Raw genomic sequence first — 13,752 nt, 5'->3', positions numbered from 1 at the left:
GATGTCGGAGAGCACCGCGCTGACCGCCCAGACCACGATCGGACAATGGCTCGACAGCCCCGTCGGCGGGCCGCTCGTGAAGGGGCTGCTCGCCGCCTCGGGCGCGAGCGAGGAGACCCTCGCCCCCATCCGAGGCCTCCCGCTGCAGCAGCTCGTCGCGATGAGCCAGGGGCAGCTGCCCCAGTCGGTGGTCGACGACCTCGTGCTGCAGGCGAACGGCGGCCGGATGCCCGACGAGACGGCGCCCACGGGGTGGGCCGAGCGGGTCACGCCCGGCCGCTTCGCGGGGCAGACGGTGGTCGTCACGGGCGCCGCGTCCGGCATCGGCCGGGCCACCGCATCCCGCATCGCCCGCGAAGGCGGCCGGGTCGTGGCGGTGGATGTCTCGGCCGACCGGCTCACGGAGTTCGCCGCATCGCTCCCGGATGCCGAGATCGTCACCGTCAGCGGCGACATCACCCAGCAGGAATCGGTCGACGAGATCGTCGCCGCCGCGGGAGAGCGCATCGACGCCCTGGCGAACGTCGCCGGCATCAACGACGACTTCTCGCCGCTGCACGAGACGAGCGATGCGACGTGGGACCGCGTGCTCGGCGTCAATCTCACCGGGGCGTTCAAGCTCACCCGGGCAGTGCTTCCGGCCATGATGGCCGCCGGCCGCGGCGCGATCGTGAACGTGGCCTCGGAGGCGGGCCTGCGCGGGAACGCGTCGGGCAACGCCTACACGGTGTCGAAGCATGCCGTTGTCGGCATGACCAAGTCGGCGGCGTTCATGTACGGGCCGCAGGGGATCCGGGTGAACGCGGTCGCTCCCGGCGGCGTCGCCACCGGCATCCCGTTCCCCCCGCATGTGTCCGAAGCGGGCAGCGCGCGGCTGCAGCCGTTCCAGTCGCAGATACCGACGGTCGCCACTGCCGAGCAGCTCGCGGCGTCGATCACGTTCCTGCTGTCGGATGACGGGGTCAACATCAACGGCGCGATCCTCGCCTCCGACGGCGGCTGGTCGGTGCAGTAGCCGATACCCCGCCCGCGGCTGTGCTGGGATGGAGGCGATGAGCACCGCATCGACGCCTCCCGACGCCTCCGGCGCGACGGCCGACGCATCCGGACCCGGCGCGATCGCCGACGCATCCGGGTCGCGCGCCGCGACGGGTGCGTTCGCGCTGGCGGCCGCGATCCGTGAGGGGCGCACGAGCGCGTCCGAGGTCATCCAGGCGCACCTCGCGAGAATCAGCGACCTGAATCCGCGGCTGAACGCGCTGACCGTCGTGTTCCACGACCGGGCGCGGGCGCTCGCCGCGGCGGTGGACGACGATCTCGCCGCCGGCCGTGAAGTCGGACCGCTGGCCGGCGTGCCGATCTCGGTGAAGGAGAACATCGACCTCACCTGGTCGGCGACCACGGAGGGATGGCGCGGCGCCGTCGACGCCGTGCCGGCGCGCGACGCCACCGTGGTGCAGCGACTGCGCGCGGCCGGAGCCGTCCCGATCGGCCGTGGCAACATGCCCGACTTCGGAATGCGGTGGGACACCGACAACGACCTGTTCGGTCGCACCGTGAACCCGTGGGACACCGGCCGCACGACGTTCGGATCCAGCGGTGGCGACGCCGTCGCCGTCGCGACGGGGATGAGCGAGCTCGGACTGGACAACGACTTCGGCGGCTCGGTGCGCCTCCCCGCCACGGCCCTCGGCATCTGCGGGCTGCGCCCGTCGACGGGGCGGGTGCCCCGTGCGGCAGTGACGGATGCGCCCGTGGCGCTGACGCTGCAGCGGTTCGCGGTGAACGGCGTCCTCGGCCGCAGCGTCGCCGATGTCGAGGGGGCGCTGCAGCTCATCGCGGGGTACGACATCGGCGATCCTGTGTCGCTCGACCTGCCTCCGTTGCGTCCGTACGACGGGCCGCGGCGGGCGGTGGTGACGCGCGATCCGCTCGGCTGGGGGACGTCGCCGGATGTCGCAGCCGCCGTCGACCGCGCCGCCGCCGCGCTGCGGGATGCCGGCTGGGAGATCCTCGACGCCGACCCACCGCTGCTCGAGGAAGCGGCGACGCTCTGGCGGCGACTCGCCTGCACCGACATGGCGTGGACCCTCGATCCCGACAGTCTTCCGGTGCCGCTCGGCAGATCGGCGACACGGTTCCTGCGCGACAGCACCGCCGCGGCGCGTCCGTACGACACCGCGGCCGAGTACGCCCAGGCGTGGGCGCGCCGCGCGGTCATCGAGGCGGCGTGGCGGCGCATGCAGGCCGTGACCCCCGTCGTGCTCGGGCCCGTGTTCACCGACCCGCTGCCCGGCCCCGACTTCGACCTCGGCGGGCCGGAGCAGGCGGACGCGGCGTGGCGGGCTCTGCGGCTGACGGTCGCCGTGAACTTCCTCGGCCTGCCGGCCGTTGCGGTACCCGCCGGCCTCGGCGGTGACGGGCTGCCCACGGGCGTCCAGCTCATCGGGCCCATGCACGGCGAAGCGGCCGCCCTGGCCGCGGCGGCCGATGTCGAGGCAGCCCTCGGAACGCTCGCCGCGCCCGTGTAGCGCGCGACTTCGCCCCGGCGGTGGCAGAAGCACGCTGGATCGGCGGAATTCCGGCTGACGCGACCGTTCGGGTGCAGATCAGCCTGCTTCTGCGACGCGAAGCGGCCGTGACGAACCGCCCGCCACGCGTCATCGCGGGCGGGATGCCGCCGGATGCCGCGAGGCGGGCCGGATGCCGCGACGCGGGCCGGATGCCGCGACGCGGGCCGGATGCCGCGACACGGGACGGATGCCGCGACGCGGACCGGATGCCGCGACGCGGGCCGGATGCCGCCGGCCGCGACGCGGGCCGGGGCCGGATGCCGCGACGCGGCCGCGGCATCCGCCGTCCGGCGCTACGGCAGGTAGTACGTCGGGTTCGGCAGCTTCACCGCCCGATCGGCGTGCCCGCCGATGAGGTCGCTGTACTGGTCGCCGAAGTTCGCGATGATGCGGTAGCCGCCGCCGGCGCGTGATTCGATGTGCGCCCGCGTCTGCGACTTGTACTCGATCGTCGTGCACTTCGCCGTGGCGCACGTGATGTACGACGGCTGCTGCGACGCGCCGGTCCCGGTCCACTTCGTGTAGTAGTTCTGCGCCGAAAGTCCCGTGTAGCCGACGCGCTCGAGGTTGCCGATCGTCGCCGCCTTCTGGTTGTCGTTGCGGCCCGTGAGCCCGATCAACGTGCACCCCGCGCGCCGCAGCACGTCGGTCGCGCTCACCATGCCGGGCGTCGCCGGGAAGCGCTCGGCCTGCACCCACACGTCCTGCTCGGCCGGGTCGAACACGAAGTGCATGTCGTTCACCTCCATGTCGTACGTCCACAGCGTGGTGTCGTCGGCGTCGAGCACGACGGCCGGGTTCTGATGATGCCGAGCCGCGTTGCGGCACTGCGCGGCGATCGCCGGCAGCCGGTGGCGCAGCAGCGTGCGCATCTCGCTGATGTAGGGCGAGCTCGTCTTGTTCGCGATGCCGTCACCCGAGTCGCCGTAGTAGACGGCGATCGTCTTCTTGACACTGTCGATGTTCGGGATGCCTTCGCCGCCCTGCGTCCGTCCGCTCGAGCCGTCCGCCTTCATCGTGAAGTGCGTGCGCGGGCTCAGGCGCGGCTCGTGCACACCCGGCAGATCGGGCGACGGCAGGTAGTAGGTCGGGTTCGGCAGCTTCTGGATGTGGTCGGCGAACCCGCCCTGCAGGTCGGACCACTGGTCGCCCACGTTCAGGGCGATGTCGTAGCCGAGATCCTTCTCGAGATGCTTGCGGGTCTGCGCCTTGTACTCGACCGTCGTACACGCCGACGTCGCGCACGTGATGTACGACGGCTGGGCGCCGGCCGGCCACTTCGTGTAGTAGTTCTCCGACGTGAAGCCGGCGTAGCCGACCTTCGTGACGTTCCCGATCGACGCGGCCTTCTGCGAGGCGCCGCGACCGGTAATCCCGATGACCGCGAAGCCGAGCTTCTGCGCGGTCTTCACGAAGTCGACCATGCCGGGCGTCGCCGGGAACCGCTGCGCCTGGACCCACACGTCCTGTTCGGCCGGCGTGAACACGAAGTGCATGTCGCCGACCTCCATGTCGTACGTCCACAGGATCGTGTCGTCGGTGTCCACGACGATCGCCGGCGTCTTCCCGCTGCGCTTCGACTGCGCGAGGTAGTGCGGGAGCTGCGCGGTCATGCGCTTCGTGAGCTTCGTCATCTCGCTGATGTACGGCGAGCTCGTCTTGTCGGCGATGCCGGTCCCCGGGTCGCCGTAGTACGTGGCGATGGTCTTCTTCACGATGTCGATGTTCGGGATGCCTTCGCCGCTCTGCGTGCGGCCGCTCGACCCGTCGGGCTTCATCCTGAAGTGCGTGCGCGGCGTCAGCGTCGCGCTGTGCGACGACCCGTGGCCCGGATCGTAGCCGGGAGAGTACGCCTGCGCCGAGACGGCCCCGGCCACCGAGGCGACGAGGGTGAGGGCGATCGTGACGGATGCGGCAGCCAGACGGCGTGTGCGGATCATCGGTGACTCGCTTTCGATCGAAGAATGGCGAAATCGGCCGTGCGTCACACTAGACCTCGCTCGCGCACCGGCGGAAGAGCCATCGGCCATCCGTCATCCGGTTCTCATCGTCGGCGATGATTGACTGGAGGCATGACCGATCTGCCCCGCCCCGCCAACGAGAACCTCACCCGCGACGAAGCAGCGGCCCGCGCCCGCACGGTGCGCACGCACGACTACGTCGTCGACGTCGACTTCTCGGGCGCGGCAGATCCCACCGTCGACACCTACCCGGTGCGCACGCGGATCGTCTTCGACGCCGAGGCCGGCGCATCCGTGTTCCTCGACTACCTCGGGGCGCGTGTGTCGTCGGTGACGCTGAACGGGGCGGAGCAGGATGTCGCAGCCGTCGTCGACGGCGCTCGGATCACGCTGTCCCCTCTCGCCGCGACGAACGAGGTCGTGATCGCATCGGAGTCCATCTACTCCCGCTCGGGCGAGGGGGTGCACCGCTTCGTCGACCCGGCCGACGGGGCGACGTACCTCTACTCCCAGAACGAGCCCGTCGACTGCCGCCGGATCTACCCGTGCTTCGACCAGCCCGATCTCAAGGCGCGCTTCCATGTGACGATCACCGCCGACGCATCCTGGCACGTCGCCGCGAACGGGGCGCTGAGCGGGGAGGAGCCGGCGGGCGCCGGGATGAGCCGGCGCACGTTCGCCACGACCGAGCCGATGTCGACCTACATCACGACGTTCCTCGCCGGCCCGTACGCGCAGTGGCACGACGAGTACACCGGGCGCACGGCATCCGGCGCGGAGGTGACCGTTCCCCTCGGCATCGCATGCCGGGCCTCGCTCGCCGACAGCATGGACGCCGAGGAGGTGTTCGCGATCACCAAGCGCGGTCTCGACTGGTTCCACCGCAGCTTCGATGTCGCCTATCCCTGGGGCAAATACGATCAGGTCTTCGTGCCCGAGTACAACCTCGGCGCCATGGAGAACCCCGGGCTCGTCACGTTCACCGAGCGATACGTGTTCACGTCGCCGGCGACCGAGGCGCAGCACGAGCAGCGGGCGAACACGATCCTGCACGAGATGTGCCACATGTGGTTCGGCGACCTCGTGACGATGGTGTGGTGGGACGACCTCTGGCTGAAGGAGTCGTTCGCCGACTACGTCGGCACGCTGGCCGTCGACGAGGCGACCGACTTCACGACCGCCTGGACGACGTTCGCCTCGCGGCGGAAGGCCTGGGCGTACCGGCAGGACCAGTACCCCACGACGCATCCGATCGTCGCCGACATCGTCGACCTCGAGGCCGCGGACCAGAACTTCGACGGGATCACCTACGCGAAGGGTGCCTCGGTGCTCAAGCAGCTGTCGGCGTTCGTGGGGCAGGACACGTTCCTCGCCGCCGCCCGCGCCTACTTCGCGAAGCACGCGTGGGGCAACACGACGCTCGACGACTTCCTCGACGCGCTGCACGAGGCATCCGGACGCGACATGACCGGATGGGCGCAGGCGTGGCTCACGACGGCGGGCGTCAACCGGCTGCGCATCGAGACGACCGTCGAGGATGGCGCCGTCGCGGCTGCCGTGCTGCACCAGGACGGGGTGGACCCGCGCACCGGCGAAGAGGTGCTGCGCCCGCACGTCGTACGCATCGGGGTGTACGCGCCCGTGGCCGACGGCCCGGCCGCGTACGAGACCGCATACGCCGTTCGCGTCGAGGGGGCGCGAACCGCGCTGCCCGAGCTCGTCGGCGCTCCCGCAGACCGCGTGCTGCTGCCGAACGACGGCGATCTCACCTACGCGAAGATCGTGCCGGATGCGCGTTCGCTCGCCGTCGTCCTCGACGCGGGACTCGACGACGAGCTCGCCCGCGCGACGGCGTTCGCCGGAGCGTGGAACATGGTGCGCGACGGGGACCTGCCCGTGGAGCGCTTCGCCGACGGCGTGGTCGCGAACCAGCATCTCATCGGGGATTCCGGCGTGCTCGCGCAGGTGCTGCTGCAGGCGACGACCGGGCTCGCCGCCTACACGACTCTCGCGCAGAGGCAGCGGGTGCTGTCGCGGTGGGCGACGTTCCTCGTCGACGCCGTCGTCGACGACCCGGCGCCGTCGGACCGCCGCACGGTGCTGCTGCGCACGCTGTTCGCCGCGCTGAACGAGCTGCGCGAGCCCGTCGAGCCGCTCCTCGACGTCGTGCGCTCCTGGCTCGATGACGCCGACTTCGCGCTCGGCGAAGACCTCACCTGGGACGCGTATGTCGCGCTGAGCGCGCACGGTCGCGTCGGCGAGGACGAGCTGCGCGCCGCGCAGGCGGCCGCTCCGACAGCCGTCTCCGCGACGGGCCTCACCCGAGCGCTCGCGGCTCGGCCCGATGCCCCTGTGAAGGATGCGGCGCGCGAAGCGGCGTACACGGGTCGCCGGTCCGACGGAACGGTGCTGTCGAACGATCATCTCCAGGCCACGATCGACGGACTCGCCGTCGACCCGACCGGAGTCGGTTCCGGTCACGATGCGGAGTACTGGGAGCGGATCGAAGGCGTCTGGGCGGCGCAGAGTCAGGGGCAGTCCACGCGGGTCGTCGCCGGGCTCTTCCCAGCCGACGCCGACCTCACGGACGGCGACGAGCTCACGCATCCGTCAGTCGCCGCCGCCGAGGAGTGGCTGCAGGTGCGGACGGATGCGCCGCACGCGCTGCGCCGCATCGTAATCGAGCGGCTCGACGACCTGCGGCGGCGCCTGCGCGCGCAGGCTGCGTCGGCCTGAGCGTGCTCGACTGTGCTCTCGACCATGGCGGGCTTCCCGTCCTGATGGCGCTGGCCGCCGTCGGGCTCGTCGGCGGCATCGGCATCACGGCGCTCGGGCCGGGAGGAGTGCTCGTCACGATCGGGCTGTTCGCGCTGACCGACCTGACTCCGGCGGCGGTCGCCGGCACCGCGATCGTGACCCATATCGCAACGGGGCTGCTCGGCACCGCGGTATACCTGCACTCCGGTCAGCTGCGCGAGCCGGTGACCAGACGCACCGCGATCGTGCTGGCGGCGACGGCGCTGGTCGGCACGCCGATCGGCGTGCTGGTGAACTCGCTCTTCTCGGTGCGGGCGTTCGGCGTGCTGCTGGGGGTGTTCGTCGCGGTCGTCGCGCTCCTCGTCCTCTACCGCGAGCGGCGATCGCGCGGTGCGTCCGAGACGGCGCACCCGCGACATCCGGCGCCTGTGCTCATCCTGCTGGGACTTGCGATCGCCGTCGTCAGCGGGATGTTCGGTGTCGGCGGGCCGATGCTGTCGGTCCCCGTCCTGCTCGCGATCGGGGTGCCGCTTCTTCCCGCGCTCGCGGCGGCGCAGGCGCAGAGCGTGGTCATCGCGACGGTGGGCGCGATCGGCTACGCCGCCCAGGGGGCGATCGACTGGCCGCTCGCGCTCATCGTCGGGGTTCCGGAGGCGATCGGCGTCGTCATCGGCTGGAAGATCGCTCACGCGATCCCGACGCGTCGGCTGAAGATCGCGCTCGTGGCGGTGCTGCTCGCGCTCGCGCCGTATCTGGCGCTGCAGGGCTGACGGCCGGGGTCAGGCGCCCCTTCGGCCCCGCTGTACGATCGCAGCGATCACGCGCCACCCGACGAGGAACAGCGCGAGCACGATGGTCGCGACGATGACGAACGCGAGGGCGATTCCCTGGCCCGAGAGGACGCGCAGCAGCATCCCGGCTGCCACGGTGACGACCCAGATCGGGATGCCGGCGCGCACCGGGCGCGCGGGCGCGCGCCACGCGAGGCTCGCGGCCCATCCCACCACGAGCCCGGTGAGGAACGGCCACGCCGTCGTGGCGACGCCGCCCGCGTCGACCGACTCGTGATGACTGGCCCGGCCGATCACGGCGAACACCACGACCAGCACGACGTCGAGCGCGAACGATCCGGCGATGGTCCTGCTGGAGGAGCGGGTGGAGCTGCGCGGCATGACGTCCCTTCGGGTCTCGTCAAGTCTCGCAGGTCCCGGCGGCCACCGGCACGAGCTGCTGCGTCAGCCAGCGCTCCACCTCGCGCCGGGAACCGAGGCGCACGACGGTCATCGCGGGGAACTCGGCGGCCGCCGTCGGCACGCTCTCGCGGTACTTGTTCCGGGTCGACCACGCCCACCGCACGATGTGCTCGCGGTCGGTGAAGAACGTGCGGAAGGGCCCTTCGATGTTCCCGTTCCACAGTTCTTCACGCCGGAGACGCCGGCGCACGGTCCGCCGGATGACGCGCGGCAGCGTGACGGTCATGAACGGCAGGTCCAGCCAGACCAGGAGGTCGGCCCGGGCGGCGAGCAGGGGTCGCGCCGTCGAGTACTGCCACTCGGTGACCCAGGCGTCCTGTGAGATCAGGGTGCGCACGTCGTCGAGGAAGGCCTCGCGCGGCTCCCAGCCCGGCCCGTGGAAGAGTGCGTCGATCTCGGTGTGAGGGATCCGCAGGATCTGCGACATCCGCTCAGCGAGCGTTGTCTTTCCCACACCCGACACCCCCGCGATGACGATGCGCTTCGGGCGCGCCGGAAGGGCGTCTCTGGCGGTCAGCACTCACGTCACGATACCGTTCCGCCGGTGTGACTCCCGCGCCGGGCGCCGGCCTACGAACCGTCGCCGCGGCTCACTGCGCCGTCGTGGGTTCCCATCCGAGCGCGGGCGCGACGTGCTTCGCGAACGACTCGACGACGTGCAGGTTGAACTCCACGCCGAGCTGGCTGGGGATCGTCAGCATGAGCGTGTCGGCCGACTGCACCGCCGCATCCTGCTGCAGCTGCTCGATGAGCACATCGGGCTCCGCCGCGTATGTGCGGCCGAATGTGGAACGCATCCCGTCGATGTATCCGACGCCCTCGTGCTCCTGGCTGTGCCCGAAGAACATCCGGTCCTGCGCGGTCGTGATCGGGAAGACCGAGCGGCTCACCGACGTCCGCGGCTCGCCCGCGTGGCCTGCCTCACGCCACGCGTCACGGAATGTCTGCAGCTGCGACGCCTGCAGCTCGTCGAACGGCATCCCGAGGTCTTCCGTGAGCAGCGTCGACGACATGAGGTTCACGCCGATCCGGCCCGCCCACGCTGCCGAGTCGTGGCTGCCGGCACCCCACCAGATGCGCGAGCGCAGCCCGGGGGAGTGCGGCTCGATGCGCTGCCGTCCTGTGCCGCCGCCGAACGGGCTGGACGGGTCGCGGTCGGCCATCCCCTCGCCCTCGATCGCGCGCACGAAGGTGTCGAAGTGCTCTCGTGCGATGTCCGCCCCGCGCGGGTCCTCTGAGCCGGTGTACCCGAACGCCTCGTATCCGCGCACCACCGACTCCGGTGACCCCCGGCTCACGCCCAGGGCGAGCCGGCCGTCGCTGATGAGGTCGACGGCCGCCGCCTCCTCGGCGAGATACAGCGGGTTCTCGTACCGCATGTCGATGACGCCGGTGCCCATCTCGATGCGCGCCGTCTTCGCCGCGATCGCGGCCAGCAGCGGCATGGGCGACGAGTGCTGCCGTGCGAAGTGGTGCACGCGGAAGTACGTGCCGTTCACGCCGAGCTCGTCCATTCCCTGGGCGAGGTCGATGGCCTGATGGAGGTTGTCGGCGGCCGTGAGCTGGCGCCCGCCGTCGAGCGGACCGTAGTGACCGAACGAGAGCGTTCCGAAGCGCTGCATGGTGGGTGCAACGGTACTCGCAGCGGGCCTATTCCGGTGAATGGATGCGTGGCGCCCGGCCGCGTCTCGTCGCTTCGGCGGCGGCGGATTCGCCCCGATGGCGCCGGTAGAATGGCACGGATCCCTCTTCTTCGCACGCGTCGGCGTGCCATCCCACGACAGCGCCGTCTGGTCACGATCCGAACGGCGCAGAAGGAGCGCAGTGAACAGCCCGGTCGACACCCATCGCCGCACCTGGATCGCCCGTGAGGAGCAGGCGGAGCGCCTCATCCCCCTCGTCGGCGGTCTGTATCGCAACCACGGGGTGGTGACCTCGATCCACGGGCGGCGCCTCATCGGGCTCAGCTCCGTCGACCTCATCAAGGCACACCGCTTCGCCCGTCAGGCCGGGGCGCTCCAGATGAGCCTCGACGACTCCACCGCGGTGCTCCAGGCCCTCACTGCCATCGCGCCCGGCCGCGCGTCGCTCGACATCGCCCGGCTGCACGAGGCGTTCCTCGCCCGGGGAGAGGGTCGCGGCCTCGAGGAGTTCCTGCGCGTCGAGCTCGCCGACATCCTGCACGAGGGGTCCGACGCCGGCACGCCGAAGGATGTCGTCCTCTACGGTTTCGGCCGCATCGGCCGGCTCCTGGCCCGCCTCCTGATCGCCCACGCCGGCAACGAGTCGGGGCTGCGGCTGCGCGCCATCGTCGTGCGCAAGGGCAGTGACGACGACCTGATGAAGCGCGCGAGCCTGTTGCGGCGCGACTCCGTGCACGGACCGTTCGCCGGCACCCTCGAGGTGGACGTGGAGAACAACACGATCCTCGCGAACGGCACCCTCATCCAGGTGATCTACTCGAACGACCCCGCGACCGTCGACTACACCGCGTACGGCATCCGCGACGCGATCGTCGTCGACAACACCGGTCGGTGGCGCGACCGCGCCGGCCTGGAGCAGCACCTTCAGGCGCCCGGCGTCTCCCGCGTGCTCCTGACGGCGCCAGGCAAGGGCGACATCAAGAACATCGTGCACGGCATCAACCACGGCGACATCACCGCCGACGACGGCATCCTGTCGGCGGCGTCGTGCACGACGAACGCGATCACCCCGGTGCTCGCCGCGATCGACGAGGCCTACGGCATCCGCCGCGGACACGTCGAGACCGTGCACTCCTACACGAACGACCAGAACCTCATCGACAACTTCCACAAGGGCAGCCGCCGTGGCCGGTCGGCGGCCCTGAACATGGTGATCACCGAGACCGGCGCCGCGAAGGCCGTCGCCAAGGCGCTGCCGGCGCTCGCCGGGAAGCTCACCGGCAGCGCGATCCGCGTGCCGACCCCCGACGTGTCGCTCGCGATCCTGAACCTGTCGCTCGAGCGGCCCGCCGAGCGCGACGAGCTGAACTCCTACCTGCGGGCGGTGTCGCTGCACTCGAAGCTGCGCCAGCAGGTCGACTACATCGAGTCGCCCGAGGTCGTCTCGACCGACTTCGTGGGCTCGCACCGCGCCGGAATCGTCGACGGCCTCGCGACGATCGCCGACGGCCAGGACGTCGTCGTCTACGTCTGGTACGACAACGAGTTCGGGTACAGCTGCCAGGTCGTGCGCGTCATCGAGGAGATGGCGGGCACGCACCCGGCCGTGCTGCCGCCGCGCGTCGACGTGACGCTCGACTCTGTCAAGGAGCTCGCTCCGGCGCTCGCATGACGGCGCGCGGCTCGTCGGCCGGCGTCGTGTGCTGCGACGACGCTCCTGCGACGCGACGTCCGGCTGCGTGACGTTCGGGGCTGACGTCGGGTCGCGAGTTCAGGCAACGCGACGAGTTCAGGCGATTGACGTCGGCATCGGCCTGAATCCGCATCATCGCCTGATTTCGTGACAGCGCGTGGGGCGGCTGTTGCCGGACGTCATGCGTGTCGCGGCTGCCCTTACGCTGGACGGGTGATCGACTCTGCCGCATCCCGCACCCTCGTCGACGACGCCGTCCTGCGCGAGGCGCGGCCGGGCGACGAGCCCGGCATCCTCGCCTGCATCAGGGCTCTCGCCGAGTACGAACGCGAGCCGGATGCCGTGGCCAACACGGTCCCCATGCTCGCCGAGACGCTGTTCGGCGCGGAGCCCCGCGCGTTCGCCCACGTCGTCGAGCGCGCCGGACGGATCGTCGGCATCGCCCTGTGGTTCCTCACGTATTCGACGTGGACGGGGCGCCACGGCATCTGGCTCGAGGACCTCTTCGTGTACGAGAGCGAACGCGGCCGCGGCTACGGCAAGGCCCTCCTCTCGACACTGGCAGGAGTGTGCGTCGACCGCGGCTACACCCGGCTGGAATGGACGGTGCTCGACTGGAACGCGCCGTCGATCGCGTTCTACCGCTCGCTCGGCGCCGAGCCGATGGAGGAGTGGACGACGCAGCGGCTCGACGGCACCGCGCTGCATGCCGTCGCCGCGCAGGCGCGGTAGCCGACGCATCCGTCTTTCCGCTGTCGCAGCCGCCCACTACCCTCGACCTCGTGGTTCACGAGCTGACCCGAGACCAGGCCCGCCGCATCATCGTGCGCGCGCAGCTGCTCGACGCCGACCGACCGGGTGATGTCGTGGAGGTCGCCGAGCAGCTCGGCGTGATCAAGATCGACCCGACGGCCGTGATCTCGCCGTGCCAGCACACGACCCTGTGGTCGCGCATCGGCTGGTCGTACGAGCCCGGGCAGCTGCGCAAGGCCGTCGAGGAAGACCGGCTCGTGTTCGAGTTCGACGGCACCTACCGGCCGATGAGCATGCTGCCGCTCATGCTGCCGGCGATGCGGCGCGGCCCGCAGCACGCGAGCACCCGGCAGTGGCTCGAGGCGAACGACGGCTTCCGGCGGGATGTCGTGGCCCGCCTGCGAGCCGAGGGGCCGATGCTCGCCGACCAGATCCCCGACACCGCCGCCGTCGCGCACGACTCGGCCGACGGCTGGTACGGGCCCAACCAGGTGCCCCGCATGCTCGAGGTGCTCTCCCGCATCGGCGAGGTCGCCGTGGTCGGACGGGAGGGCAGGCGCCGGGTGTGGGATGTCGCGGAGCGCGCCTTTCCGAGCGACCTGCCCGAGTATCCCGCCGAGGAGGCGGAGCGACTGCTGGCCGCGCGCCGGCTGCAGGCGGCCGGCATCACGAAGCAGAACTCTCCCTGGTCGCGGGTGGGGGAGGCGGGGGAGCCCGCGCGCGTCGAGGGCTCGAAGTGGAAGTGGCGGGTCGATCCGGACGCGCTCGCCCATCTCGACGACGAGGTCGATGGCCGCGTCGCCATCCTCAACCCGTACGACGCGATGCTGTTCGACCGGCCACGCCTGCGCGAGGCGTTCGAGTTCGAGTACGTCCTCGAGCAGTTCAAGCCGAAGGAGCAGCGCGTGTACGGGCATTTCGCGCACCCGATCCTCATGGGCGACCGGTTCATCGGACTGCTCGACGCGCAGATCGACAAGAACGAGGGGGAGCTGCGCGTGAACGCGATCCACGAGCTGCTGCCGTTCGAACCCGAGGAGATGGACATGGTGCGGGCCGAGCTCGACGAGCTCGCCCAGTGGCTGGGAATACCCCTGGGGGGTATGCGTTAGAATCGGT

The 13,752-nt window shown here is 70.9% G+C and carries 11 protein-coding genes; 7 read left to right on the top strand and 4 right to left on the bottom strand.

All coding sequences use genetic code 11. From position 1 onward, the window contains the following. The first annotated feature begins 1 nt into the window (after nucleotide 1). Together AC3RX1_RS11950 and AC3RX1_RS11945 are read left to right on the top strand one after the other, a co-directional pair. Nucleotides 2-1,015: an SDR family NAD(P)-dependent oxidoreductase gene (locus AC3RX1_RS11950; RefSeq protein ID WP_491501464.1), complete on the top strand. Its 1,014-nt coding sequence runs from the start codon at nucleotides 2-4 to the stop codon at nucleotides 1,013-1,015. A gap of 37 nt (nucleotides 1,016-1,052) precedes the next feature. Further along, nucleotides 1,053-2,531 (top strand): amidase, encoded by a 1,479-nt coding sequence (locus AC3RX1_RS11945; protein WP_491501463.1) that lies wholly within the window; start codon nucleotides 1,053-1,055, stop codon nucleotides 2,529-2,531. Nucleotides 2,532-2,866: 335 nt separating this feature from the next. On the opposite strand, the gene AC3RX1_RS11940 is transcribed toward AC3RX1_RS11945, so the two are convergent. Continuing rightward, the gene (locus AC3RX1_RS11940; RefSeq protein WP_491501462.1) at nucleotides 2,867-4,513 is read right to left on the bottom strand and encodes an HAD family acid phosphatase; all 1,647 of its coding nucleotides are present in this window, start codon (nucleotides 4,511-4,513) and stop codon (nucleotides 2,867-2,869) included. A 132-nt stretch (nucleotides 4,514-4,645) separates the two neighbouring features. Here AC3RX1_RS11940 and pepN point away from each other — a divergent pair, with 132 nt between their 5' ends. Together pepN and AC3RX1_RS11930 are read left to right on the top strand one after the other, a co-directional pair. Next, on the top strand, nucleotides 4,646-7,270 hold the full coding sequence (gene pepN / locus AC3RX1_RS11935; RefSeq protein ID WP_491501461.1) for an aminopeptidase N: 2,625 nt from the start codon (nucleotides 4,646-4,648) through the stop codon (nucleotides 7,268-7,270). A 2-nt stretch (nucleotides 7,271-7,272) separates the two neighbouring features. Beyond that, nucleotides 7,273-8,061, top strand: a complete 789-nt coding sequence (locus AC3RX1_RS11930; RefSeq protein WP_491501460.1) for a sulfite exporter TauE/SafE family protein — start codon at nucleotides 7,273-7,275, stop codon at nucleotides 8,059-8,061. A gap of 9 nt (nucleotides 8,062-8,070) precedes the next feature. Here AC3RX1_RS11930 and AC3RX1_RS11925 read toward each other — a convergent pair whose 3' ends face one another. From AC3RX1_RS11925 to AC3RX1_RS11915, 3 genes are all read right to left on the bottom strand, one after another. Beyond that, nucleotides 8,071-8,463, bottom strand: a complete 393-nt coding sequence (locus AC3RX1_RS11925) for a DUF3054 domain-containing protein (protein ID WP_491501459.1) — start codon at nucleotides 8,461-8,463, stop codon at nucleotides 8,071-8,073. Nucleotides 8,464-8,482: 19 nt separating this feature from the next. Next, on the bottom strand, nucleotides 8,483-9,064 hold the full coding sequence (locus AC3RX1_RS11920) for a P-loop NTPase family protein (protein ID WP_491501458.1): 582 nt from the start codon (nucleotides 9,062-9,064) through the stop codon (nucleotides 8,483-8,485). Nucleotides 9,065-9,134: 70 nt separating this feature from the next. Then, nucleotides 9,135-10,166 carry an LLM class flavin-dependent oxidoreductase gene (locus tag AC3RX1_RS11915; RefSeq protein ID WP_491501457.1) on the bottom strand — a complete coding sequence of 344 codons (1,032 nt, stop codon included), beginning with the start codon at nucleotides 10,164-10,166 and terminating at the stop codon, nucleotides 9,135-9,137. 202 nt (nucleotides 10,167-10,368) lie between these two features. Here AC3RX1_RS11915 and AC3RX1_RS11910 point away from each other — a divergent pair, with 202 nt between their 5' ends. From AC3RX1_RS11910 to AC3RX1_RS11900, 3 genes are all read left to right on the top strand, one after another. After that, nucleotides 10,369-11,859 (top strand): glyceraldehyde-3-phosphate dehydrogenase, encoded by a 1,491-nt coding sequence (locus AC3RX1_RS11910; RefSeq protein WP_491501456.1) that lies wholly within the window; start codon nucleotides 10,369-10,371, stop codon nucleotides 11,857-11,859. A gap of 234 nt (nucleotides 11,860-12,093) precedes the next feature. Then, nucleotides 12,094-12,612 carry a GNAT family N-acetyltransferase gene (locus AC3RX1_RS11905; RefSeq protein ID WP_491501455.1) on the top strand — a complete coding sequence of 173 codons (519 nt, stop codon included), beginning with the start codon at nucleotides 12,094-12,096 and terminating at the stop codon, nucleotides 12,610-12,612. A 50-nt stretch (nucleotides 12,613-12,662) separates the two neighbouring features. After that, on the top strand, nucleotides 12,663-13,745 hold the full coding sequence (locus AC3RX1_RS11900; RefSeq protein ID WP_491501454.1) for a DNA glycosylase AlkZ-like family protein: 1,083 nt from the start codon (nucleotides 12,663-12,665) through the stop codon (nucleotides 13,743-13,745). Nucleotides 13,746-13,752 lie beyond the last annotated feature (7 nt).

It is taken from the genome of Microbacterium altimontanum, from assembly GCF_058349865.2.
This window is presented reverse-complemented; position numbering and strand designations above follow the sequence as displayed.

Coding starts and splice junctions, on each gene's coding strand:
- AC3RX1_RS11950 (WP_491501464.1), top strand. CDS start 2: ATGTCGGAGAGCACCGCGCTGACCGCCCAGACCACGATCGGACAATGG.
- AC3RX1_RS11945 (WP_491501463.1), top strand. CDS start 1,053: ATGAGCACCGCATCGACGCCTCCCGACGCCTCCGGCGCGACGGCCGAC.
- AC3RX1_RS11940 (WP_491501462.1), bottom strand. CDS start 4,513: ATGATCCGCACACGCCGTCTGGCTGCCGCATCCGTCACGATCGCCCTC.
- pepN (WP_491501461.1), top strand. CDS start 4,646: ATGACCGATCTGCCCCGCCCCGCCAACGAGAACCTCACCCGCGACGAA.
- AC3RX1_RS11925 (WP_491501459.1), bottom strand. CDS start 8,463: ATGCCGCGCAGCTCCACCCGCTCCTCCAGCAGGACCATCGCCGGATCG.
- AC3RX1_RS11915 (WP_491501457.1), bottom strand. CDS start 10,166: ATGCAGCGCTTCGGAACGCTCTCGTTCGGTCACTACGGTCCGCTCGAC.